Origin of the sequence: Mesorhizobium qingshengii (genome assembly GCF_900103325.1) — a bacterium.
GTDB classification, from domain to species: Bacteria; Pseudomonadota; Alphaproteobacteria; order Rhizobiales; family Rhizobiaceae; genus Mesorhizobium; species Mesorhizobium qingshengii.
This window is the reverse complement of sequence record NZ_FMXM01000015.1, coordinates 140,326-160,575: the sequence shown is the minus strand read 5'-3', so window position 1 is coordinate 160,575 and position 20,250 is coordinate 140,326. Positions and strand designations below refer to the sequence as shown.

Sequence of the window (20,250 nt, the reverse complement as noted above, 5' to 3'; positions counted from 1 at the left end):
GGCAGCATTTGCTCCCGACGCCTATCGCATTCTGGACTGGGTCCACGAAAGTTCGAAATTTACAATCAACAACAACACCAGAGAAAGCGAGAATTGATATGAATTTCCGACGTCTTTCATCTACGATGGTGCTTCTTGGCGTGCTTGCGGCGGGCTCCTCCGCCTTTGCCCAGACCGTCGACGTGCAGCAATATTGGACCAGCGCCAGCGAGTCCAAGGCGATGAACACAATCGCCGACGCTTATAAGGCCAAGGGCGGCAAGTGGATTGATAGCCCGTCTGCCGATTTTGACTCGACGCTCGCAGCGGCCACCAGCCGCATTGCTGGCGGCCAACCCGCCTCAGCCGTGCTGATGACGCCGAGTGCGGCGATGCGTGATCTTGCCAAGTCGGGACAGCTTCGGAATTTCGACGATATGGCCGCAGCAGATGGGTGGCAGAAGGTGATGCCGCCGCTGGTCTGGGACAAACTCAACGTTGACGGCCATCTGGTTGGCCTGCCAGTCGGTATCCATGCAGACAACTGGATATGGTATTCTAGGCCGCTTTTCGAGGAGTTGAAGATCGACGAGCCCAAGTCTCTTGACGAGATGTTCGCGGCCGCAGACAAGCTCAAGGCTGCTGGACATACAGCCTTTGCCGTGGGCGGCGAACCCTGGCAGGAGGTCACCATCCTTACCAACTTCATCCTCGCGCTCGGTGGCCCCGAATACTGGAACGAGCTGTTCGTCAAGCGCGATCCTGAAGCGATGAAGTCGCCAATCATCCCAAGGGCCTTCGAACTGTACCGTAAGGTATCGACCTATGCCGACCCGGCCAGCGCAGGACGCTCGTGGAACGACACCACGAATATGGTGGTCACGGGCAAGGCGGGCATGCAGTTCATGGGCGATTGGGCGCGCGGCGAATTCCTGGCCGCCAACCAGGTGGCCGGTAAGGACTTCGGCTGTTTCCTCGTGCCGACCGACAAGCCCGCCTACGCTATCATCGTCGACATCTTCGCCTTCCCGCTCAACTCCGATGAGGATCGCATCAAGGGTCAGACCATGCTGGCGGAAACCGTTATGGATCCCGCGATCGAGGCCAAGATCGCCGCCGTCAAGGGCTCTGTTCCGTCGCGCTCGGACGTTGATACCAGCACCCTCGATGTCTGCGCCGCCAAGGGCGTGAAGGCGTTGGCCACGCCGGGCGTAGCGGTCTCGGGAACCTATGACGCGCTTCCGGGCGACTTGAACGGCCAGATGACGGATCTGGCAACACAGTTCTGGACCGATCCATCAATGGCCAGCGACGCTGCGGTCGAGCGCCTGACGGCCATCCTGCTCAGCAAGTAATGCTATGGCCTCGGCCGGGTGTGGCAATAAGCCTGCCCGGCCGTAATGTTCTGTCAGATCAGGCCGAAGCAGGGCAGCGTGACAAAGCCTTCGCACTTAGGATCGATACGGAATTGATTGCGATGCATGCGCTCCACACTCCGCGAGAGGAGGCCAGATGACACGCTGGTTGCAGCGACAGGTCTATCGGCCCGACATTGCCGTTGCAGTGTTCTTCGCCATGGTCGCCGTCTTCTTCTACGGTTCTATCTTCTGGACCTTCTTTATGTCGCTGACGCGCTCGACGCTGATGCCGGACTACCAGCCGATCGGGTTTGACCAATATATCAAGTTGTTCACCAATCACCGTTGGCTGGTGTCATGCCTCAATATGGTGATTTTCGGCGTGCTCTATATCGTTGGTACGCTTGCCTTCGGCATGCTGCTCGCTGTCTTTGCCGACCGCCGCATCGCGGCGGAATCCTTGTTCCGAACAATTTTCCTTTATCCGCTTGCAGTCTCGTTGATCGTCACTGGTCTTTCCTGGCGCTGGGTACTCGAACCCGTCAACGGCCTTCAGGCGTTGGTTCGCCAGACCGGCTGGGAGAGCTTCACCTTTGATTGGCTGACCAATCCCGACCGAGCAATCTATACGTTGGTCATGGCCAGTATTTGGCATTCGGCCGGCCTGGTGATGGTCATCGTGCTTGCCGGTCTGCGAGGGATAGACAATGATCTGTGGAAAGCGATCCGCATGGAAGGCATACCGCTCTGGCGCGCCTATCTGCAGGTTATCTTTCCCGGCATGCGCCCGATCATTGCTTCCTGCGTTGTGCTGCTGATGTCGGAAGTCATTCGCGGCTATGACTTGATCATTGCCATGACCAAGGGCGGCCCGGGCATCTCGACGGAAATGCCAGCAAAATTCGCCGTCGATTACTACTTCGCCCGCGTCAATCTAGGCTTAGCTTCGGCTGCATCGATTATGATGCTGGTGCTGTCGCTGGTTCTGCTCGCGCCTTACTTCTACACGGAATTTAGGAGGCGCACGTGAGCTATGTTGTCTCGTCCCGTAACGCCACTTTCGGGTCTCGTGCCGCGCGTATCGGCATGTACGCATTCCTGGTCGCCTCGGCGATCTTTTTCCTCTTGCCGCTTCTGCTGGTGGTCATTAATTCGCTGAAGCCGATGGAGGAAATCCGTCAGGGCAACCTTTTGGCGCTACCGATCAACCCGAATTTCGACGCCTGGGTTGCGGCGTGGCAAAGCGCATGTTCCGGTCTCGACTGCGGAGGGGTCCGTCCGGGCCTGTGGAACTCGATCAAGATCACCGTGCCCGCCGTGGTGATCTCGACACTGACCGGCGCATTGAATGGATATGCGCTGGCACAATGGAAATCGAAGCACGCTAACCTGATCATGCTGCTGGTGACGGTGGGACTGTTCATACCCTACCAGGCGATGCTCTACCCGACGGTGAAGATCCTCAGCACCGTCGGCATGTTTCGGTCCTACGTTGGCATCGTCTTCGTGCACGTGGTCTACGGCTTGCCATACACCACGCTGCTGTTTCGCAATTTCTACATCGGTGTGCCGGATGAGATCAGCCGGGCCGCACGCATGGAGGGTGCGACTTTTCTCAGGACCTTCTGGTCAATCATCCTGCCGATTTCGACCAACGTCCTCGTTGTCGTGGGCATTCTACAGTTCACAGGCATTTGGAACGACTACCTTCTCGGCCTGATTTTTGCCGGCAACGACAGCATGCCGATGACGGTGCAACTGACGAATATCGTCAACAATTCACGTGGCGCCGCATTCCCGAACGTCAATATGGCAGCGGCCCTGATCACCGCCATTCCGACGCTGCTCGTCTACTTCCTCTCCGGTCGTTATTTCGTGCGCGGCATTGCCGCTGGCGCGGTGAAAGGCTGAACATGTCCAGTGTATCCGTCCGCCAGATCAGGAAGTCCTTCGCTGGCCTCACCGTTCTTGATTCCGTCGATATGGAAATCGCACCCGGCGAGTTCGTTGTCATTCTCGGTCCGTCCGGCTGCGGGAAGTCGACGCTTCTCAACGTGATCGCGGGCCTCGATGAACGCGATGCCGGCCAGATCTTCATCGACGGTATCGATGTCAGCGACTTGGAGCCCAGCCAGCGCGGACTTGCCATGGTGTTCCAGTCATATGCGCTCTTTCCCGCAATGACAGTGCGGCGAAATCTCTCCTTCGGAATGGAGATCGCAGGCAGGCCCAAGACTACAATTGCAGAGAAGGTTGCCTGGGTGGCAAAGCTGCTGCAAATCGAAGCCCTGCTAGACCGCAGGCCAAGCCAATTGTCCGGCGGCCAGCGCCAACGCGTGGCGATCGGCCGGGCTCTCGTTCGATCTTCCAGCATTTGCCTGTTCGACGAGCCGCTTTCCAACCTCGATGCGAAATTGCGCGCGGAGACCCGCGTCGAACTCAAGCAGTTGCATGAGACTCTCAGGTCGACAATGATCTATGTGACACATGACCAGACCGAGGCCATGACGATGGCCGATCGTGTCGCGGTAATGCACAAGGGCAAAGTCGAGCAATTTGCCCACCCGCAATCGATCTACGAAAAGCCAGCGAGCCTGTTCGTCGCAGGCTTCGTCGGTTCGCCGGCGATGAACTTTCTGCAAGGTCGACTGGACCACGCTGGCAGATTCCAGGTTGGCGATATTGGGATCGACACGTCAGGCTACGGTTTCGAAGATTCATCGCGAGAGCGCGATGTGGTGCTTGGCATCCGCAGTGAGGATGTAAGCGTGGTGGATCAGGGGACGCCCGAAAGTATTCCCGCAACGCTTGCGTTTACCGAACTGCTAGGCGCGGACGCGCTCAGCTGGTTCCAATGCCTGGGCAAGCGCTTCAGTGTTCGGCTTGGTGTGAACGAAGCACGGGCGATGCAACCGACCGTCGGCCTCTGCTTCAACATGGCCAAGGCATCTTTCTTTTCGGCGGCGTCGGAGCAGCGGATTTGACGACTACAGGGTCCCTCGACGTATCAAATGGCGATGGTGCGAGAAATTTCGCAGACATAAACTGGCTGAATGTGCGGGTAATCAGCCAGTTCGTCGAGGGTCACCTCATTGGAGGGCCGTCAAAGTCGCAATCAATGTGCTACCTATTGTAATACAATTTGACTGTGGAAAGAAAAAAGAACAATAAAAACAATAGCCTATCGATGCGGTCGCGCGTGCCTTCTCTTCGAGCCGGCAGTCCGTAGATGAGGTTCGACACCGTGCCGATCGAGACAGCCCGCGCGGTGAAAGGCTCGGTCTCGGCTACGCGCAGTTGGCGCGTATTGCCGGTCTCACTGACACGATCGGCGCGCTTGCAGATCGCCCCTTTTCTGACCGTGACATTGAGCTGCTGGCTATGCACCGCTTCCAGCAGAGTACTTGGATTGCCCTGCGTCGCCGCAGCTTTGTTTGGCTGGAAATGTAGCTCCGGATAAAGTGCGCGATCTCAGATGACAGCAGACGATTTGATGATTGCGTCTTTAATGGCTCACGGTCGAGGACAATTTCGGGTTCGGTCTCACTTACGGGAGCAGCTTAACATCGCCATGTTTCTCGCTCCGCATCGGGCAATCTGCGCTCGCAGAGCGCGGTGGAGAAATTTGAATGCGCGGCCCTCTGCCCGAGAATGCGATTCGAATCGCTTCAGCGCCCAGAAGACGTCGCTACAACATCGAGCGGGTTAATCCGCCATCGACAGGCAGGGCCACACCCGTCACATAGGCGGCCTGCTCGCTCGCGAGAAACGAAACGACTGCACCGAATTCCGAAGGGGTTCCGTAACGCCGGATCGGTATCTCGGCTTGGCTTTCGGCAGCGATCACGCTTGGATCGACGCCGCGATCAACAGCATCCATCCTGTCGAAATAGGTGGTTCGCTCGGTAGCAAAACGTCCGGGAAGGACCAGGTTGACGGTCACGCCGTCAGCAGCCACTTCGCTTGCCAACGTCTTGGCCCAGCCAGCAAGCGACGCACGCAAGCTGTTCGAGGCGGTCAAACCTCCGATCGGCTCCCTCACACTCGTGGAAGAGACCACGATAATGCGGCCGAAGCCACGCTTACGCATTTCCGGCAAGAAATGCGTGGCGATCATGATCTGATGGAGCACCATCGCCTGGAACTGTTCGATCCAGACTGTGGGCTCGAACTGTGACGCTGGAAATGGAGGCGGCCCGCCTCCATTCAGCAGAACGATGTCGGCGTGACCCATCTGGCGCGTCGCCTCGCCCAGCATGTCACGCACACTAGCCTGATCGAAAAGATCGCAGCCAAAGGAGTGCGCCTGGATGCCGCTCTCACGCAGTCCGCCTCGCGCAGTGGCGAGCGTTTCCTCACCTCGGCCAACTATGCCAACCTCGACACCTCGGACTGCCAGCGCCTGCGCGACCCCGAAGCCGAGGCCCTTGCTGCCGCCAAGTACCAGTGCCTTGCGTTCACTCTTGAGATGTCCAGTGGACATGTTACGCCAACTTTCCTGGTAGAAATTTGTTCTGCGATGACGCGATCTCGGCAATGGCCAGCACGAGCAGACCAATCGCCTTTTCATCGGTCGAGAGATGTACCGAAGCCCTGAGAACTTCGTCGATGCCGCGGTGGGGCAGGTCGATCGGCGTGTAGCCCTTGCCATTCTTGCCGATCGTAATTCCGCAGCTTGCAAGCAGTTCTTTTGCCCGATCGCATTGCACGCCGTTGATCACGAATGTGACGAAGGCAGCCATTTCCGCGCCGAGATCGAGAATGGAAACGCCAGGAATTTCGGCTAGGCTTTGACGAAGGGCGCTTGCAACTTCGTTAAGGCGGATTCGGGTATCGGCGATGTTGGCTAAGAGCGCCTCGTCCATGGCCTGGATAAGCCCAAGTCGCAACGCCACAGGGTATTCCCCAAATTCGAGGGCCCGTGCTCCGTCGTGGAGCCGGTGGCGCTCGCCCTGGAGCATGGCCGAATGGTCGTCGGCACTTGAGGGCTCAAGCTTTCGCGAAAGGTGTCGAGAGATAAACGCCAACGCAGTCCCACGCGGACCCCGCAAATACTTTCTCCCACAGGCGACAAGGGCGTCACAGCCGATGACATCCACATCAATGGGTATTTGACCAATTGCCTGACTTGCATCAATCACAAAGGCCGCACTTGTGCCCTTGAGAATGTCGCCCAATCGGGCAGCCGGGTTGATCAGCGCACAACTGGCACCCACCCACGTCATCGCCACAAGCTTCACGTCATCGTCGAGGATGCGTCGAGTCGCCTCGACGTCCACCGCTGTTGCGACATCATTCGGCATAACTTCGATCGTTGCACCGCAGGCTTCCGCCTTTCGCCGAAGAGCAATCAGATTTCCAACCCATTCCTGCCGGCTCACGAGGATGCGGTCGCCCTGCTTAATAGGCATCGCGGCTATGAGGTTGCCGTAGAGTTGGCCATGGCCCGTGCCGAAGGCGATCTCATCGGAGCGGCAACCAAGCAATTGGCCGGCGACGCGATAGCCGTCGGCCAACCTGCCGGCGACACTCGCCTCCGCTTCCATCGGCCCCATAAGCACTTCCCGATCCAGATGATCGGTTATGGCCTGCAGAGTTGCCGCTGTAGGAAGGCCAGCGCCGGCATGATTGAAATGTGTCACGGAGCCATCGGGTTTTGTCAGCATGGTTGCCCCTGTTGTGTCATCGGACGTGAAACACCGCATCGATCTCCACCGGCACGTTGGCCGGGAGGCCGCCCATGCCGAGTGCACATCTCGCATGTTCGCCGCGAGATCCGAAAACCGCTCTCATGACTTCCGAGGCGCCGTTGCCGACCTGCGAATAGTCCGTAAACCCGGGAACGGCGCTTATGAAAATATTCATTTTGGCGAGCTGCACGACGCGGTCCAGATCGCCGTCGAGGGCCTTGTCGACCCAGTAGATGATGTTCGCAGCGCAGACGCGGGCGCTCTTCTGTGCGGCTTCGAGGTCGATCTCGCGCCCCACCTGACCGGTGGAGGGGATGTCATCGAGAATCTCGGGTATCTGGCCGGACACGTAGAGCACGTCGCCGACGCGAATCGTTGGCGCGAACGGCAGATCGGGCCTTGAGAGGGTCGGCCAGTCAATCCCGCAAGCTTCAAGTCGCTGCTTATAACTCACTTCATCACTCCCGTCGGTCTGATCGATCGGAAGCTTGTCATGGCGCCAAAGTCGCGTGTAGTCTTATATTTCTTAGGGCAATATAAGGGAATTTGATGGAGCGGAACCTCGACATCAGGCTGTTGCGGACCTTCGTCATGGTCTCGGAGACCGGCACCGTCAGCCGAGCTGCTGACCGATTAGCCAGGACGCAGGCGGCCGTGAGCATGCAACTGCAGCGGCTGGAACTGGACCTCAACGCCAAGCTCCTCCTGCGGTCGCCAAAAGGTGTGACGCTTACCGATGCCGGCGAAACCTTCCTCGCCTATGCGCGAAAAACCATTGCGCTAGGCGAAGACATGCGCCGGCAACTGGAAGGCCGCAAGTTGAGCGGTCGCGTCCGGTTGGGGATGGTCGAAGATCTTGCAGTCACTCGCCTCCCTTCGGTGATTGCGGATTTCCGGAGGCGTCATCCGTCAGTCGAGATTGAGTTGACCTCGTCAAACAGCGCCGACCTCGCGAAAATCCTTTACGACGAGCGCGCCGACATCGTCGTGGCCGACCCCGCCCGCTGCACTGTAACGCCCTCAAGTTATCTCTCCAGGCAGCTGATCTGGTGCGCAAGTCGCATGATGGAACTTGAAGACGGCGCCGACCTTCCCCTCATAATTTTTGAGGGATCCTGCGCCTGGCAAGACAAGATGCTCAGTGTGCTCGCGGAGAAAGGTATCAAATGGTATTCTGGCTGCCGGGTATCTTCATTCGCCGCCCTGATATCGGGCTTGAGGGCAGGCTTGGGTGTAGGATTGCTCCTTCCGGAAGGGCTGCCGTCAGACTGTCACAATCTGCAAGGGCAGTTCAATCTACCCACAGCGCCAATCGCGGAATTCGGCGTATATGTCTCACGCAATCCGCCACTGCTTGTTCAAGAACTGGCGGCATTCCTTCGAGCGGGTTTTTAGGAACTTTTTCATTGAGGCACCTCACACTCCGTGCCACTCGTAAGCCTTGCATCCGGGTCTAAATTCATGGAAGATTGCGAAAATTGTCTACTAAACGGAGCGCGAAACTCGCCAATTCTGGGCGCTCGAACTCTCGCGGTATGTGGCGTCCTCTTCTCACATAGAAATGAAATCCTCTCAACCCTCTCTGCGAGGCGGCGAAGGCAAACAGATGGTCCGAGAACGGGTCTTGCTTCAGCGTTTGTCGCAAAGTTTTCGCTGGCTCAGCCGCAATTGCCGCATCGGCGATGGGCGGCCTGGTCGAGGCCGACGCAAGCCCAACGACGCAGAGTGAATATCCCGTACAGAAGGTCAATCGTTTAGCGCGCGAGCTCGCATTGGCGATGGATGACTGGATGAACGATCTGGCAGAGCCGGGACACTATGCCCATTGGGTCGCCCACGTTCATCCTGCAAGTCTCGTTGAACAATCGGTCTACTTTGAAAATTCTATGAGACCTTCGCCAGATCGCGAACTCGTCCGCCTTCGCGTCAGACCTGTCCGAGGTGATCGAGTGTGGTCGACCCGCTCTCTGGATCCACGGGCATACTCACGACAGTCTCGACTATCAGGTCGGCAGCACGCGCATTCTCTGTAATCCGCGCGGCTACGATGACGAGAACATCGCATTTGATCCGGCGCTGGTCGTGGGGGTGTAGGCCAGCGGACCGTTAGGCGTTCGCTATTCACGGAACCGTAGGCCGTGAGTGATGAACCCGCCCGCCAAACTGACGGCCTGCCCGCACCGCGGCTCGCACATGAGCGGATCGAAAATCACGTCTGCGAGTTTGACGAGTGCGGCAAGCGCGCGCCGTTCGGATTTGCAAAGCCCAGACAACCATCGCACTGGTTCTGTTTCGAGCACCGCGAACACGGCGCCAGGCATCTGGCGGGGGCGAGATGATTAGTCGACCAAGAGAAGCGAACGATTATCCAGACCGCGTCATCGACTGCCAGGAGGCGATGGAGCCCGGCTTCCAAGCCATCGTCGATTGCATGCTGGAGGCCGGCTGGTCGCGCGGCGAAACTCTTCGGTCACTAAAGCGGCTGATTGCGGCGGACAACATGACCCAGAAAGAGAACGCCAGGACGGAAACACAGCTTGCCATTGCTCGGGCCATGATGCGCGCGGGCAAGCCGTTTTAGGGGTCGGCGGTGGTGTTGGGGTGAGGCTTAGGCTTAGGCTTAGGCCGCAATCCCGCTCCCCGGCTACCACATTTGATATTGAAAACGGCCGGGGGCGAGCGTTATTAAAATGGACGTTTCCCCATTGCTTTCTTGGGAGGCTGCGATGGATAACGTGACGCCTAACGGCAAGGTCCAGCCTTGCGTTGAAGTGCTCGAAGCCTGCGGAGAATGGTTCGTCCGCGTGGTCGACGGCGACGAAGAACTCACCCGATCATTCGAATTGGAGTCGTTCGCCCTAGCCTTCGCAGAAGGCCAGCGAATACGTCTCGGGCTTGCTGATTTCGATCGGCTATAGCGCTGGCCGGGTTCGAGGCGCATACTTGCCGAATGAGCCGCCCCCTTCCCCTGCCGGGAAACGACAACGGCAAGCCTGAAGATCACCTGGCAGCAGCTACCATGGCGCTGCGCGAGGCCATCAAGGGTCAGGACAATCCTGGCGAGATGGTGAAGGCCATTCTTGCCTTGACTCGTCCCGCAGGCGCTGCCCTGCCGTAGGTGATAACGCTTTCGTGCGTACTCTGGAGCGCTTCTCTCCTGCCTGTCCTTCATTCGCAGGTTTCGGCCGGACCAGGGCTGAACTATAGCCTACCTAGCCGGCTGACGGCATATTTTCCGAGCTTACGGCGAGGCCCGGTTTCCTCTGCGGGGAGGTACCGGGCCGTCTGCCATGCGCCGCACATCTTGGCCCTGATAGTCAGGAATGCAGGTAAAGAACACCGGTCGCCGATCGCGGCCAGCGACCTTGCAATGCGAGCAGACGAACAACCCGACAAGATCTTCATGCATTGAGCCATGGCCAGACCCCAGGCGGTCTATGAGCGCTTGTATATCGAGTCGGGTCGATCTGCAGCACACCGGATGGCTGCAGTTGACGTGCACGCTTTCGCATGCGGCAAGGGTATCGGCGAGAGTTTTGAGAGGCATGGCGATCTCCGTTGGAGGGTCGCCGCAACAGGAGGATTATATTCCTCGGCTCGAGTTCGGTGGCAAGGCCTATTCGGGCAGGCCGGAGTCGTAATGCACAATTGCGTCGAGGATCGCGCGATAGAGGCTGTCGACCTCTTCGTCGATCTCGCCCCGCTTGATGCCGAGCGCCTTGGCGTCGGCAATGAGCTTATGCGTGAGTTCGTCGACCGAGATGACGTCCGCCTTCGTCGTCTCAGGCACGTTGTTGGCCAGCCATTGGTCCAGGAAGTTGATTCCGCGTGTGCTCATGACCGCTTAAGCTCGGTGCCGATATTAGGTTCCACCGCCTTGACGACGCTTAAATTGTAACGCCTTGGGCTAACGCCCCAGCGGCTGTCTCGACAGTGAGACGAGCTCGGCCTCATCCTTTATCCCGGCCATGTAGTTGGCAATGATCCGGGAGGCCAAGCGGCCCTGCGCATCGGGTGATTGGTCGTCGACGAGTTTGAGTTGGTCGAAAACCCGCCCGAGCAGGGCCAGTTCGGCACGATTAAAAATCCCGGCGTCCACAGCTTTTCGTCTAATCGGCATCTAGTCCTCCTCTCTGAAATCCTGCAGCGAGGCGTGGCGGAGGTCTTCCTCGCCTCGCAGGTGCTTCACGCGGCCGATGATGCCAGACTTGACCCATTGCGTCGCCGGCCGCTTCATGCCCTTCGGCGCCGGCCCGACGCGCTCCTGGACCCGCTTCCACAGCCGCTCGCGGATCGCCTGGCTGGAATTGATGAATGCCGAGCCGACATAGCGGCCGGTCTGCCGGTCGGCCATCAGGGCAAAGGCCGGCTTGCCGGCCTCACGCTCGACGCCGAGCAGCTCGTATTCGTCGACCGAGTAGCATTTCGCCTTCAGCCAGCTTGCCGACAGGCCGCTGCGGTATTTGCTGTCGCGCCGCTTCGATACCATCCCCTCGAGGCCACTCTGTTCAAGCAGATGAAAGATCGCCTTGGCTTCGCCAGGCAGCGGCTCGCTGAACTGGATCCGGCCGCCAGGCTCGATCATGCTGGCCAGGATCTCGCGCCGCTCCTCGAGCGCCATGTCGCGCAAATCATGGCCATTGAGGTGCAGCAGGTCGAAGGCTACGAAATAGAGATCATGTTGGCGACGCATGATCGCTTTCCGCAGTTCGCCGAAGTCGGACAACCCTGCTTCATCGAGCACAATGATTTCGCCGTCGATGATGGCGCTTTCGGCCCCGAGGCTCTTCGCCTCCTGCACCAGGTCGCGATATTTGGCCGTCCAGTCATGCCCGTTGCGGGTGTAGATCCTGGTGCCGTCGTCGTCGATGATCAGCTGCGATCGATAGCCGTCGAACTTGACTTCGTGAATCCAGCCGCCGCCTTCCGGAGGCCGGTCGACCAGGGTCGGCATCAACGGTGCGACGAACTTCAAACGCATGCACGGACCTCTGACAGACCGCCATTAAATAAGATTAAGCTAAAATAGTTCCGGAGCTTTTGCGACGGCGTGTTCGGTCGCAAATGAAGAACGATCCCCAAGCGCGCGCAGCGTTGCGGCTGATCAGGGTTACCGTGGAAGAGCACTGCAGCCCGGCGTGCTGGCCAGTGAGGAAGCCGTTGACAGGGCGGAGGCGATCGCCGCCGCGATCATCGCAACGGTAGAGCAACTCCAGTTCCAGGCGATGGGCCTGAGTATCAAGACCTTACATTGCCGGCTTGTAGGCGTTCGGAAGCAGGAAGCTTCTGCTGCCCAAGAGAGCGCCATGCTGCGGCGAGGCGCTACTGGCGGTGATGGCTACAATCAGATCGATAACCGCGTTCAAACGGCCCTAGATTTCGCCTGCAAGTCGGCGAGGCGGCGGATTGCGAGTTCATATCCGAGCACCCCAAGACCTGCGATGACACCGTCGGCGCGGCGCGACATGTAGGAATGGTGACGAAACTCCTCACGCTTGTGGATGTTTGAAATGTGCACTTCGATGACCTTGCCGTCGAAAGTGTTCAGGGCGTCAAGGATGGCGATCGATGTGTGGGTGAATGCGCCGGGGTTGATCACGATGCCGAACGCCTGTTCCCTCGCTTCGTGGATCCAGTCGATGAGTTCGTACTCACGATTGCTCTGATGGAACCGCAGTTCGTGGCCCAGCTGCTTGCACAGGTTGCGGCACGCTTTCTCGACATCCTCCAGCGTTTCATGACCGTAGATTTCGGGCTGTCGTTTGCCCAAGAGGTTCAGGTTCGGGCCGTTCAACAAGACAATCAAACTCATGGTTTCTTCTCCCTTGGCGATAGAAGCCTGATGCCCGTCGTCATGGTCTAACGTGGGCCGTTTCATCTGCGCGGAATGCCGACCGGTTGCAGCCGCTTCCTCAGAGCTGCAATACGAAAAATTGCATTCGACGCGCCATAGCCTTTGTATCCGGCGCGTTGCACGATTTCGAAGAAGAAGCCTTCGGCAGAGGTCGGGCTGTATATCTGGAAATACTCTCCGCCGTCATCCCGGTCGTAGAGTATATCGTTTGCTTTCAGCCGTTCCGTCAGGGCGGGATCCAGGCCGAGCCTGGCTTCCAAATCCTCATAGTAGTTCGGCGATATGGCCAGGAATGGGAAGCCATTCTGGGAGAGCCGTTCCGCCGTCGAGAAAATGTCTTCGGTTTGAAGGGCGATATGTTGGATACCGGAGCCGAAATTCTCGGCAACGAAGCGGCCGGCAAGGGTATTTTGGTTCTCGGCTCCATTCATTGTTATGCGCAGGGAGCCATCGCTGTTTTCGACGACCTGGCTGCGCACGATGCCCGAGGGATCGACAACGTCGACGACGGCAGATTTGTGCGACTCCACGAGCGACATGTAGAAAAGCAGGCATGTCGGCAGATCCTCGTAGCGCATCGTCTGGGCAACGTGGTCTACCTCCGTCAGCCCGGCCGAGACCGGGTTCGCCGGCTCGTCCACGCTGACAAATTCGTCGGCCCAGGCGCGATCAAGCCCGGCTTTCTTGTCCAGGAAATACAGAAGGCCGCCACCAGCGCCGTGAACGGCAGGTATTTCCAGTTCATGCTGTCCGGCCGCCGGCGAAAATTGGTCGGCGCCGAGCGCCACCGCACGCTTCACGACCGCGGCCGCATCATCGACAAGCAGCCCCAAGGCGTAGGCAGAGGTGCCGCGGACGGCATAGGAGGCGCCTGCAAAACCCTCTCTGCCGGTATTGATCACGATGTTGATCAGGCCCTGCCGGAAAAGCACGGCTGACCTGGTCTTGTGTTTTCCGATCTTATTGAAGCCCAGGCTGAAGAGGAGCGCTTCCAGCCGGGAGCCGTTTGCCGAGTCGGCCGCGAACTCGACGAACGCTACGCCCTCGACAATGCCCCGCGCCGGCATTGGAGGCACGGACAAGGCTGTTTTCGGCTCCTCGCGTTTGACCTGGTCACCGAGATGGATCAAGGATCGCCAACCATCCCTGGCGATTGTGGCGGCGGAGCCACCACGGAACTGATCGTTGAATATCTCCAGCGAAAAGTAGCCATCATAGCCGGTCGATACGACCGCCTGCATGAAATCGAGCACAGGCAGGTCGCCTTCGCCCGGCATGTTGCGGAAATGGCGGCTCCAGTAGAGCAGATCCATGTCAAACAAGGGCGCATCGGCGAGTTGGACGATGAAGAGTTTTTCCTGCGGGATGGAACGGATCGAGTTGATCTCGATCTTTCGCGAAAGCGTGTGAAAACTGTCGAGGATGAGACCGACGCTCGGGTGATCGGCGCGGCGCACGATCTCCCATGCGTCGCGATGGTCGCTTATATGACGCCCCCATGCCAAGGCCTCGTAGCCGACGCGAAGTCCGCGTCTTGCCGCCCGATCGCCGAGCTCGTGAAAATCGGCCGCCGCTCGCTCCAGGCCGCCGAGTGCCGCCGGGGACACGTTGGAACATACAAGGACAAGATCGGTGCCGATCTCCTGCATGAGATCGAATTTTCGTTCCGCGCGGTCGAATGTCCGGGACCGCAATAGGTCGGGCATACCTTCGAAATCCCGAAACGGCTGGAACAACGTGACCTCCAATCCCAGGTCGCGAGCCATCCTGCCCACCTGACGCGGGCTCTCATCCGAGGTCAGGAAGTCATTCTCGAATATCTCGACCCCATCGAAGCCGGCCTTGGCTATGACCTTGAGTTTCTCGCTCAGGTCACCGCTGATGGAGACGGTCGCTATCGAGGTTTTCATTTTGGCCAAACCCTTAGCATCACAGCCGATGGATTCCCTCTCGGATATCCGCGGCGACCGCTCGAACGGTTATGCCGCGAATTGCTTTGCTGTCCCCACGAAGGCCTCTGCCCAGAGCGCCAGCGCGTGTTCATCATGCCTGGCCGACACATAGTGGCGGCCATAGACGCTGTGCATCGACATCACGCCGTTGCGCCTGAGTTCCACATGGAGCCGCGAGGTGAAGCCGGGATCCGAAATTGCAATGGCCTCGCGATAATTTGTCGGCTCCTTGTTTCCGCGCCAGACAGTGAAGACCGTTCCGTAGCCGCTGGTGCAAATGGATATGCCCTCGCTGGCGAAGGCGCTTACCGCGCGTTCCCGCAATTGATTGCCAGCTCGCAGAACGGCTGGATAGTCGACGGTGTCGACGACGCTCATGGCGGCCTTTACCGCGGCACAGGCCAGCGGATTGCCGTTATAAGTTCCGGCCCTGTTGACCCTGTGGTCATCAAAAGCAGTGGCGAGCTCGGGAGAGCAGAGCAGGGCCGCGACGGCGACGCCGTTTCCGATGGCCTTTCCGACGGTTGCCATGTCGGGTTCGACACCGAGCAGGTGGCTCGCCAGTCCCGGATGGAGGCGAAACCCCATCAGGACCTCGTCCATGATGACCAAGGCCCCGTGCTTTCTGGCAAGCGAGGCCACGTACTGGAGGTAGCCTGCCTCGGCCAGGATACACCCCGCGTTCGCCATCATGGGTTCCAGAATGATCGCGGCTATATCGGTGCATTCCGCGAAGAGGAGATCAGCGTCTTCCTTGTCGTTGAAGCGAAGAAGCAGCGTATCGTCCTTCGACGGCCGTTCGTTCGAGACCATGGCAGCCTCATGCGATCCGGCATTGCCGAATGCCACGTCGTCGAACCAGCCGTCATAGCCGGCCGCCATCTTGACGATCTTGCGGCGCCCCGTAACCGCTCTCGCGGCACGGCATGCCAGGTGCACGGCCTCGCTGCCCGAGTTCAAAAACACCACCTTGGTGAGATTGCGGGTGTGGGATGCCAGACTGGCCGCGGCCTCCTCCTCGAGGGCGTGGGCGTAGGCCGGCATTGAGCCCCTGTCGATCGCCTCGTGGATCGCTTCCGAAACGTCCGGATCCGTATGCCCCAGGAATGTCGCGCCGAAGCCCAAGGCCGTATCGACATACCGCCTGCCTTGGTCATCCCAGACATAAGGACCCTGTGCCTTTGACACCAGGAAACGTCGCCCGTTCAAATCCGGCACTGTTCGCCCAGCGCTCGAAATACCGCCAACCAGATGCTGCATGACTAAACTCCAAACAGGCGGGGGAGCCACTCGGTCAGCGACGGGAACGCGACCAGCACGGCGACGCAGACAATGCTCGCGATCCAGTACGGAACCAGCCAGACCGAAACCGACCACATGTCGATCTTCGCGACCTTGCAGACTACGAAGATGTTCGTTCCAATCGGCGGCGTGAACAGACCGATGCCCAATGTCATGGTGAACACGATGCCCGTCTGGTAGGGCGTCAGCCCTGCTGCGAGCGCAATTGGCACAAGGATGGGCGCGAGGATGATGAGCGCGGGGCCGAGGTCCAGCCAGAAGCCCACGACCTTCAACAATGCCAAGACCAGGATGATGGTGATCAATGGCGACGTGTGCAGTCCGGTAATCCACGCGGCTGCGTTCGCCGGTACCTGCTCCACGGTCAAAATCCACCCGAATGGCGTGGCCAGAGCCATGATCATCATGATCACGCCCGTCGTGGCGACAGCGGCGGCCGCGGCTGAGTAGAGCGAACGGATCGGAAGTTCCCGATAGACCAGGATGCCGACGAGGAACGAGTAGACGACCGCAAGGGCAGACGCTTCCGTCGCCGTGGCAATGCCGCCGATTATGGACCCTAAAACCAGAACAGGCATCAAGAGCGCCGGCAAGGCACCAATGGCATCGCGGCCGATTTCTCCCCATGACGAGGGTGTGTCGTTGCGCGGGAAATTGTTGCGCCGCGCGACGATGTAGGAGGTCACCATGAAGGTCGCCGCGATAAAGGCGCCAGGAACCAGCGCGGCGACAAGCAGGCCGCCGATCGATGTGCCTGTCAGGACGCCATAGAGGATCAGGATGACGCTCTGCGGCCCGATGATGCCGAGCGTTCCGGACGCCGCGGTCACAGCCGCTGCGAAGGCTTTGGGATAGCCACGCTCCGCCATTGCCGGGATCATGATCGCGCCGACCGCGCCCGTATCAGCGGTGGCCGACCCGCTGATACCGCCGTAGACCAGGGCGGTGGCGACGTTCACCAATCCCAGGCCGCCCCTGATGCGCCCGAAAACATGTTCCGCCATCCGCATGATCCGCGCGGTCAGCCCACCGCGGTTCATCAACTCGCCGGCAAACAGAAACAGCGGAATCGCGGCCAGCGTTATGGCGTCCGCCCCCCTGATCGTCTGCTGGGCGAACCAGGCGAACGGCAAGCCAAGGTTGCCGAAATAGATCGTCAGCAGGCTGGCGATGCCCATGCACCAGGCGATCGGGACACCGATAAGAAGCAGGAACGAAAAACTTCCGATGAGGATCGCGATCGTCATTGCGCTTCGCCTTTCCCGGCCGGCGAAGACAGCGAGCCCAGGACCCGTGGAACACGTGAGGCGGCGATGCAGACCGCGGACACGCCCAGGATCAACACCGTGACGGTGATCACGCCGGTGGGCATCCGCAGCACGGAAGTTGGCACCGCCCATGACCGTTGCCAGACCGCCCAGCCACTGACCATGAAGGCAATGCCGATTGCCAGCAACGCGATCGTTCCGATGATGTCGAAGACCGCCCTCAGGCGGGCGGGAGCGCCGTGGTTCAGCGCTTCGAATGCGACGTTTTCACCCCGCAGCTCGGCATTGATCACGCCGATGAAGGTGATCCAGATGAAGGCGATACCAGCGATCTCGAAGGACCATTCGACGCCTCCAAATTCGAAAAAGCGCGCGATGACGCCGAGCAGTGTCGAGCCGAACATGACGACGAACGCGGCCACGCCGACGAGCTCGAATGCGAGCACCAGCCACCCCCGCCCGCCCGGCGGGGGATTCAAGGAATTGGGCTCCATGGGGATCACCTCAGTTGGAGGTCGCGGCTTGCTTGACCGCGGACACCAGATCGGCGCCCCACTCACTGGAAAACTTGTCGTAGACAGGTTTGACGAGCGCAACGAACGGCGTCGTATCCACGGTGGTCACCGTGACGCCTTTTGCCTCAAGCTTCTTCTGGGTTTCGGCGTATGTCGCCGTCAGCTCGCTGCGATACCAGGCAACGGTATCGGAGGCGGATTTCTTCACCGCGGCCTGTTCGTCTGGCGTGAGGGTCTCGAACTTGTCCTTGTTCATGTACCACCAGTTGGCAGTCCAGATATAGTTCGAGATCGAAAGGTTCTTGACCACCTCATACCATTTGGAATCGTAGTAGTCGCGCATTTCGGGTTCGACGGCCGCAACGACGTGCGATTGCAGCGCTGTGTAGACCTGACCGAAAGGGATGGATTCGGCGAGCGCGCCCAGTTCTTTCATCGTGGCCAGAATGACCGGGTTTGGCGGCGTCCTGATCTTGACTCCGGCGAGGTCGGCTGGCGTTACGATCGCCTTGCTTGTGGCGAATTGGCGAAAGCCTGAATCCAGAACACCGAGCATGAGGTAGCCACGGTCTTCGCCGAGGCGCTGCACCTTTTGTCCCTGCTCGCTGTCGAGGAATTTGTGGACGTTGTCAGCGTCGCGAAACAGGAACGGCAATGAAAGCACGTTCAGGCGAGGGTCGATCGCATCGACCGCTCCGCCAAGGCCGATGTCGATGGCACCTGCGCCGACACCATCGGCAATCGGGCCTTCATCGCCCAGCTGGGCGTTTGGAAATATCTGGATTTTCACCGATCCCTTCGTGGTATCGGCGACTTCGGCTGCAAACTTCTCTATCGCCTTGTTGATAAGGCTATCTGGAGACGAAGCATGGGCAAGCCGCAATGTCGTTTCGGCGCTTGCCTGCGTCACCCACAGGCCTAAGCCGCAGATGACGCCGCTGACGAGCGAGGCAAGAATCAGGCGAGGTTTCGTGGTCCTGGTCATTGGTTCCCCTTTGCGATCTTGTTTGTTGCCGCGGTTCTAAAATAACGGCGACAGCGGACCTGAAAACCGCAGATTTGTTATTGCAGCATAAGCGTCGCTGATACCTCGCCTGCCGCGGATCGGATCACGGCAAGCAGCGCATTCCTGGGCGATGCGAAAGGGCCAAGGTCAGATTTAGTGTGCTGTAGGCGTCATCATCTGACATAATCAACAGGCGAAACCTTGGATCCGGATGAATGCGCAATCTCGACAGCGATGCATTGGCAGCCTTCGTCGCGGTCGCCGAAACAGGCAGCTTCACCGCCGCCGCCGAGCGGCTTGGTCGAACCCAGGCCGCCGCCAGCATGGCGGTCGGCAGGTTGGAGGAACGCCTCGATCTGCGACTGTTCGATCGAGGACACCGCCGCGTAACGCTAACGCCGGTCGGAGAGCGGCTGCTGGGCTACGCGCGCAGGATTCGCGCGATCGAAGACGAGGCCCTTGCGACGCTTCTCGAGGGCAGAAACGAAAGCCGGGTGCGATTGGGCATGCCGGATGACTATCTGACCTTGTTCGGCACCGCGCTTATGCAGCGCTTCGTTCCACAACACCCGACGGTCAGTCTCGATCTTCAGTACGATTTTTCGCACCGTCTGGAGTACATGGTCGAGAATCGCGAACTGGACATAGCGATCATCACGCAGAACGCAGGGAATCCAAAAGGCGAGGTCATCCGATTGGAAAAACAGGTCTGGTGTTCCGCGCCCAACAGACGTCCCGAGCAAGCAAGCTGCGTCCAACTCGCTCTTTTCCCCGATGGGTGCCGGGCTCGCCCGCAGATTTTGTCTGCTCTCGAGCAGGCGGATCGGCGCTGGCGCATTGTCTATTCGTCTTCCGATATCGCTGGCATTCAGCTGGCGGTTGCTTCCGGCGATCTCTTGACGGTCCTGCCGGAAGCCGCGGTGCCAGCGGAGTGGCGCAAGCTGGAGCCCGAAGATGGGATGCCGGACCTCCCGCTCTTGCGCCTGGCGATGGTTCTTCCACAACAACCGCGCTTGCCGGTCAGGCAACTCGCAAACTTCCTGAGAACAGAGTTTCAAAGCACGGTGCTCGTACCGTTTTCCGATCGGGTGTCGAAGCCTCAAAGCTTGCCCCACTAGGGCTCTTGCTACTCAGAGGTCATCCGGCAGCGCAACCTGGTGCGGCCAGTCGCGGTCGATCGCCAATGGCGATGGTGAGCCCCGACTGCGGTTGACCACTATTCGAAATGCATGGACTGGCCGCGCATCATTGCCAGCTTCAGCCTTGCGAATAGGCTGGGATGGTTTGAACGCCAGAAATTCCGCGGCATTCCGGCTGTTTGATCGC

General features: G+C 59.3%; 22 protein-coding genes. 9 read left to right on the top strand and 13 right to left on the bottom strand.

Annotation, left to right across the window (positions count from 1 at the left end):
* Window positions 1–8: 8 nt before the first annotated feature.
* From BLS48_RS22890 to BLS48_RS22875, 4 genes are all read left to right on the top strand, one after another.
* Window positions 9–1,334, top strand: coding sequence for an ABC transporter substrate-binding protein (locus tag BLS48_RS22890; protein ID WP_143019473.1), 1,326 nt, complete (start codon window positions 9–11; stop codon window positions 1,332–1,334).
* A gap of 220 nt (window positions 1,335–1,554) precedes the next feature.
* Window positions 1,555–2,367 carry a carbohydrate ABC transporter permease gene (locus BLS48_RS22885; RefSeq protein WP_244529789.1) on the top strand — a complete coding sequence of 271 codons (813 nt, stop codon included), beginning with the start codon at window positions 1,555–1,557 and terminating at the stop codon, window positions 2,365–2,367.
* A 56-nt stretch (window positions 2,368–2,423) separates the two neighbouring features.
* Window positions 2,424–3,248, top strand: a complete 825-nt coding sequence (locus tag BLS48_RS22880) for a carbohydrate ABC transporter permease (RefSeq protein WP_091582468.1) — start codon at window positions 2,424–2,426, stop codon at window positions 3,246–3,248.
* 71 nt (window positions 3,249–3,319) lie between these two features.
* Window positions 3,320–4,321 (top strand): ABC transporter ATP-binding protein, encoded by a 1,002-nt coding sequence (locus tag BLS48_RS22875; protein WP_342028530.1) that lies wholly within the window; start codon window positions 3,320–3,322, stop codon window positions 4,319–4,321.
* Between the two features lie 139 nt (window positions 4,322–4,460).
* Here BLS48_RS22875 and BLS48_RS22870 read toward each other — a convergent pair whose 3' ends face one another.
* The 4 genes from BLS48_RS22870 to BLS48_RS22855 form a co-directional block, all read right to left on the bottom strand.
* Complete coding sequence (locus tag BLS48_RS22870; RefSeq protein ID WP_091582464.1) at window positions 4,461–4,724, bottom strand: hypothetical protein; 264 nt, start codon at window positions 4,722–4,724, stop codon at window positions 4,461–4,463.
* Window positions 4,725–5,025: 301 nt separating this feature from the next.
* Window positions 5,026–5,820, bottom strand: coding sequence for an SDR family oxidoreductase (locus BLS48_RS22865; protein WP_091582461.1), 795 nt, complete (start codon window positions 5,818–5,820; stop codon window positions 5,026–5,028).
* A 1-nt stretch (window position 5,821) separates the two neighbouring features.
* Window positions 5,822–7,003 carry an aminotransferase class V-fold PLP-dependent enzyme gene (locus tag BLS48_RS22860; RefSeq protein WP_167365202.1) on the bottom strand — a complete coding sequence of 394 codons (1,182 nt, stop codon included), beginning with the start codon at window positions 7,001–7,003 and terminating at the stop codon, window positions 5,822–5,824.
* Window positions 7,004–7,019: 16 nt separating this feature from the next.
* Window positions 7,020–7,481: a RidA family protein gene (locus tag BLS48_RS22855; RefSeq protein WP_167365201.1), complete on the bottom strand. Its 462-nt coding sequence runs from the start codon at window positions 7,479–7,481 to the stop codon at window positions 7,020–7,022.
* Window positions 7,482–7,576: 95 nt separating this feature from the next.
* Between BLS48_RS22855 and BLS48_RS22850 the strand changes: the two genes are divergently transcribed.
* The 4 genes from BLS48_RS22850 (at window position 7,577) to BLS48_RS35740 (ending at window position 10,145) form a co-directional block, all read left to right on the top strand.
* Window positions 7,577–8,422, top strand: coding sequence for a LysR family transcriptional regulator (locus tag BLS48_RS22850; protein ID WP_091582455.1), 846 nt, complete (start codon window positions 7,577–7,579; stop codon window positions 8,420–8,422).
* Window positions 8,423–9,362: 940 nt separating this feature from the next.
* Window positions 9,363–9,608 carry a hypothetical protein gene (locus tag BLS48_RS22840; protein ID WP_091582451.1) on the top strand — a complete coding sequence of 82 codons (246 nt, stop codon included), beginning with the start codon at window positions 9,363–9,365 and terminating at the stop codon, window positions 9,606–9,608.
* Window positions 9,609–9,753: 145 nt separating this feature from the next.
* On the top strand, window positions 9,754–9,945 hold the full coding sequence (locus BLS48_RS22835) for a hypothetical protein (RefSeq protein WP_091582540.1): 192 nt from the start codon (window positions 9,754–9,756) through the stop codon (window positions 9,943–9,945).
* Window positions 9,946–9,977: 32 nt separating this feature from the next.
* Window positions 9,978–10,145 (top strand): hypothetical protein, encoded by a 168-nt coding sequence (locus BLS48_RS35740; RefSeq protein WP_167365200.1) that lies wholly within the window; start codon window positions 9,978–9,980, stop codon window positions 10,143–10,145.
* A gap of 498 nt (window positions 10,146–10,643) precedes the next feature.
* Here BLS48_RS35740 and BLS48_RS22830 read toward each other — a convergent pair whose 3' ends face one another.
* The 9 genes from BLS48_RS22830 to BLS48_RS22790 all read right to left on the bottom strand — a co-directional run bounded on the left by BLS48_RS22830 (window position 10,644) and on the right by BLS48_RS22790 (window position 18,903).
* The gene (locus BLS48_RS22830) at window positions 10,644–10,865 is read right to left on the bottom strand and encodes a DUF768 domain-containing protein (protein ID WP_091582449.1); all 222 of its coding nucleotides are present in this window, start codon (window positions 10,863–10,865) and stop codon (window positions 10,644–10,646) included.
* 69 nt (window positions 10,866–10,934) lie between these two features.
* Window positions 10,935–11,147, bottom strand: a complete 213-nt coding sequence (locus tag BLS48_RS22825) for a hypothetical protein (RefSeq protein WP_091582446.1) — start codon at window positions 11,145–11,147, stop codon at window positions 10,935–10,937.
* Window positions 11,148–12,008: an ATP-dependent DNA ligase gene (locus BLS48_RS22820; RefSeq protein WP_091582443.1), complete on the bottom strand. Its 861-nt coding sequence runs from the start codon at window positions 12,006–12,008 to the stop codon at window positions 11,148–11,150. It abuts the gene before it with no gap.
* 381 nt (window positions 12,009–12,389) lie between these two features.
* Window positions 12,390–12,839, bottom strand: coding sequence for a type II 3-dehydroquinate dehydratase (gene aroQ, locus BLS48_RS22815; protein WP_091582441.1), 450 nt, complete (start codon window positions 12,837–12,839; stop codon window positions 12,390–12,392).
* Between the two features lie 62 nt (window positions 12,840–12,901).
* On the bottom strand, window positions 12,902–14,791 hold the full coding sequence (locus tag BLS48_RS22810; RefSeq protein ID WP_091582438.1) for a bifunctional sugar phosphate isomerase/epimerase/4-hydroxyphenylpyruvate dioxygenase family protein: 1,890 nt from the start codon (window positions 14,789–14,791) through the stop codon (window positions 12,902–12,904).
* 69 nt (window positions 14,792–14,860) lie between these two features.
* Window positions 14,861–16,093 (bottom strand): aminotransferase class III-fold pyridoxal phosphate-dependent enzyme, encoded by a 1,233-nt coding sequence (locus BLS48_RS22805; RefSeq protein ID WP_091582435.1) that lies wholly within the window; start codon window positions 16,091–16,093, stop codon window positions 14,861–14,863.
* 2 nt (window positions 16,094–16,095) lie between these two features.
* The gene (locus BLS48_RS22800; protein ID WP_091582433.1) at window positions 16,096–17,382 is read right to left on the bottom strand and encodes a TRAP transporter large permease; all 1,287 of its coding nucleotides are present in this window, start codon (window positions 17,380–17,382) and stop codon (window positions 16,096–16,098) included.
* A complete protein-coding gene (locus BLS48_RS22795) occupies window positions 17,379–17,897 on the bottom strand; it encodes a TRAP transporter small permease (RefSeq protein ID WP_091582431.1) in 519 nt (172 codons plus the stop codon). The genes BLS48_RS22800 and BLS48_RS22795 overlap by 4 nt, the downstream gene beginning before the upstream one ends.
* Before the next feature lie 10 nt (window positions 17,898–17,907).
* Window positions 17,908–18,903, bottom strand: coding sequence for a TRAP transporter substrate-binding protein (locus tag BLS48_RS22790; protein WP_091582430.1), 996 nt, complete (start codon window positions 18,901–18,903; stop codon window positions 17,908–17,910).
* A 236-nt stretch (window positions 18,904–19,139) separates the two neighbouring features.
* Here BLS48_RS22790 and BLS48_RS22785 point away from each other — a divergent pair, with 236 nt between their 5' ends.
* Window positions 19,140–20,042, top strand: coding sequence for a LysR family transcriptional regulator (locus tag BLS48_RS22785; RefSeq protein WP_091582427.1), 903 nt, complete (start codon window positions 19,140–19,142; stop codon window positions 20,040–20,042).
* Window positions 20,043–20,250: the final 208 nt, after the last annotated feature.

Bases quoted from the DNA above. Each gene is read 5' to 3' on its own strand.
- BLS48_RS22885 (WP_244529789.1), top strand. From the start codon at position 1,555: ATGGTCGCCGTCTTCTTCTACGGTTCTATCTTCTGGACCTTCTTTATG.
- BLS48_RS22880 (WP_091582468.1), top strand. From the start codon at position 2,424: ATGTACGCATTCCTGGTCGCCTCGGCGATCTTTTTCCTCTTGCCGCTT.
- BLS48_RS22875 (WP_342028530.1), top strand. From the start codon at position 3,320: ATGGAAATCGCACCCGGCGAGTTCGTTGTCATTCTCGGTCCGTCCGGC.
- BLS48_RS22865 (WP_091582461.1), bottom strand. From the start codon at position 5,820: ATGTCCACTGGACATCTCAAGAGTGAACGCAAGGCACTGGTACTTGGC.
- BLS48_RS22860 (WP_167365202.1), bottom strand. From the start codon at position 7,003: ATGCTGACAAAACCCGATGGCTCCGTGACACATTTCAATCATGCCGGC.
- BLS48_RS22850 (WP_091582455.1), top strand. From the start codon at position 7,577: ATGGAGCGGAACCTCGACATCAGGCTGTTGCGGACCTTCGTCATGGTC.
- BLS48_RS22840 (WP_091582451.1), top strand. From the start codon at position 9,363: ATGATTAGTCGACCAAGAGAAGCGAACGATTATCCAGACCGCGTCATC.
- BLS48_RS22835 (WP_091582540.1), top strand. From the start codon at position 9,754: ATGGATAACGTGACGCCTAACGGCAAGGTCCAGCCTTGCGTTGAAGTG.
- BLS48_RS35740 (WP_167365200.1), top strand. From the start codon at position 9,978: ATGAGCCGCCCCCTTCCCCTGCCGGGAAACGACAACGGCAAGCCTGAA.
- BLS48_RS22830 (WP_091582449.1), bottom strand. From the start codon at position 10,865: ATGAGCACACGCGGAATCAACTTCCTGGACCAATGGCTGGCCAACAAC.
- BLS48_RS22825 (WP_091582446.1), bottom strand. From the start codon at position 11,147: ATGCCGATTAGACGAAAAGCTGTGGACGCCGGGATTTTTAATCGTGCC.
- BLS48_RS22820 (WP_091582443.1), bottom strand. From the start codon at position 12,008: ATGCGTTTGAAGTTCGTCGCACCGTTGATGCCGACCCTGGTCGACCGG.
- aroQ (WP_091582441.1), bottom strand. From the start codon at position 12,839: ATGAGTTTGATTGTCTTGTTGAACGGCCCGAACCTGAACCTCTTGGGC.
- BLS48_RS22810 (WP_091582438.1), bottom strand. From the start codon at position 14,791: ATGAAAACCTCGATAGCGACCGTCTCCATCAGCGGTGACCTGAGCGAG.
- BLS48_RS22805 (WP_091582435.1), bottom strand. From the start codon at position 16,093: ATGCAGCATCTGGTTGGCGGTATTTCGAGCGCTGGGCGAACAGTGCCG.
- BLS48_RS22800 (WP_091582433.1), bottom strand. From the start codon at position 17,382: ATGACGATCGCGATCCTCATCGGAAGTTTTTCGTTCCTGCTTCTTATC.
- BLS48_RS22795 (WP_091582431.1), bottom strand. From the start codon at position 17,897: ATGGAGCCCAATTCCTTGAATCCCCCGCCGGGCGGGCGGGGGTGGCTG.
- BLS48_RS22790 (WP_091582430.1), bottom strand. From the start codon at position 18,903: ATGACCAGGACCACGAAACCTCGCCTGATTCTTGCCTCGCTCGTCAGC.
- BLS48_RS22785 (WP_091582427.1), top strand. From the start codon at position 19,140: ATGCGCAATCTCGACAGCGATGCATTGGCAGCCTTCGTCGCGGTCGCC.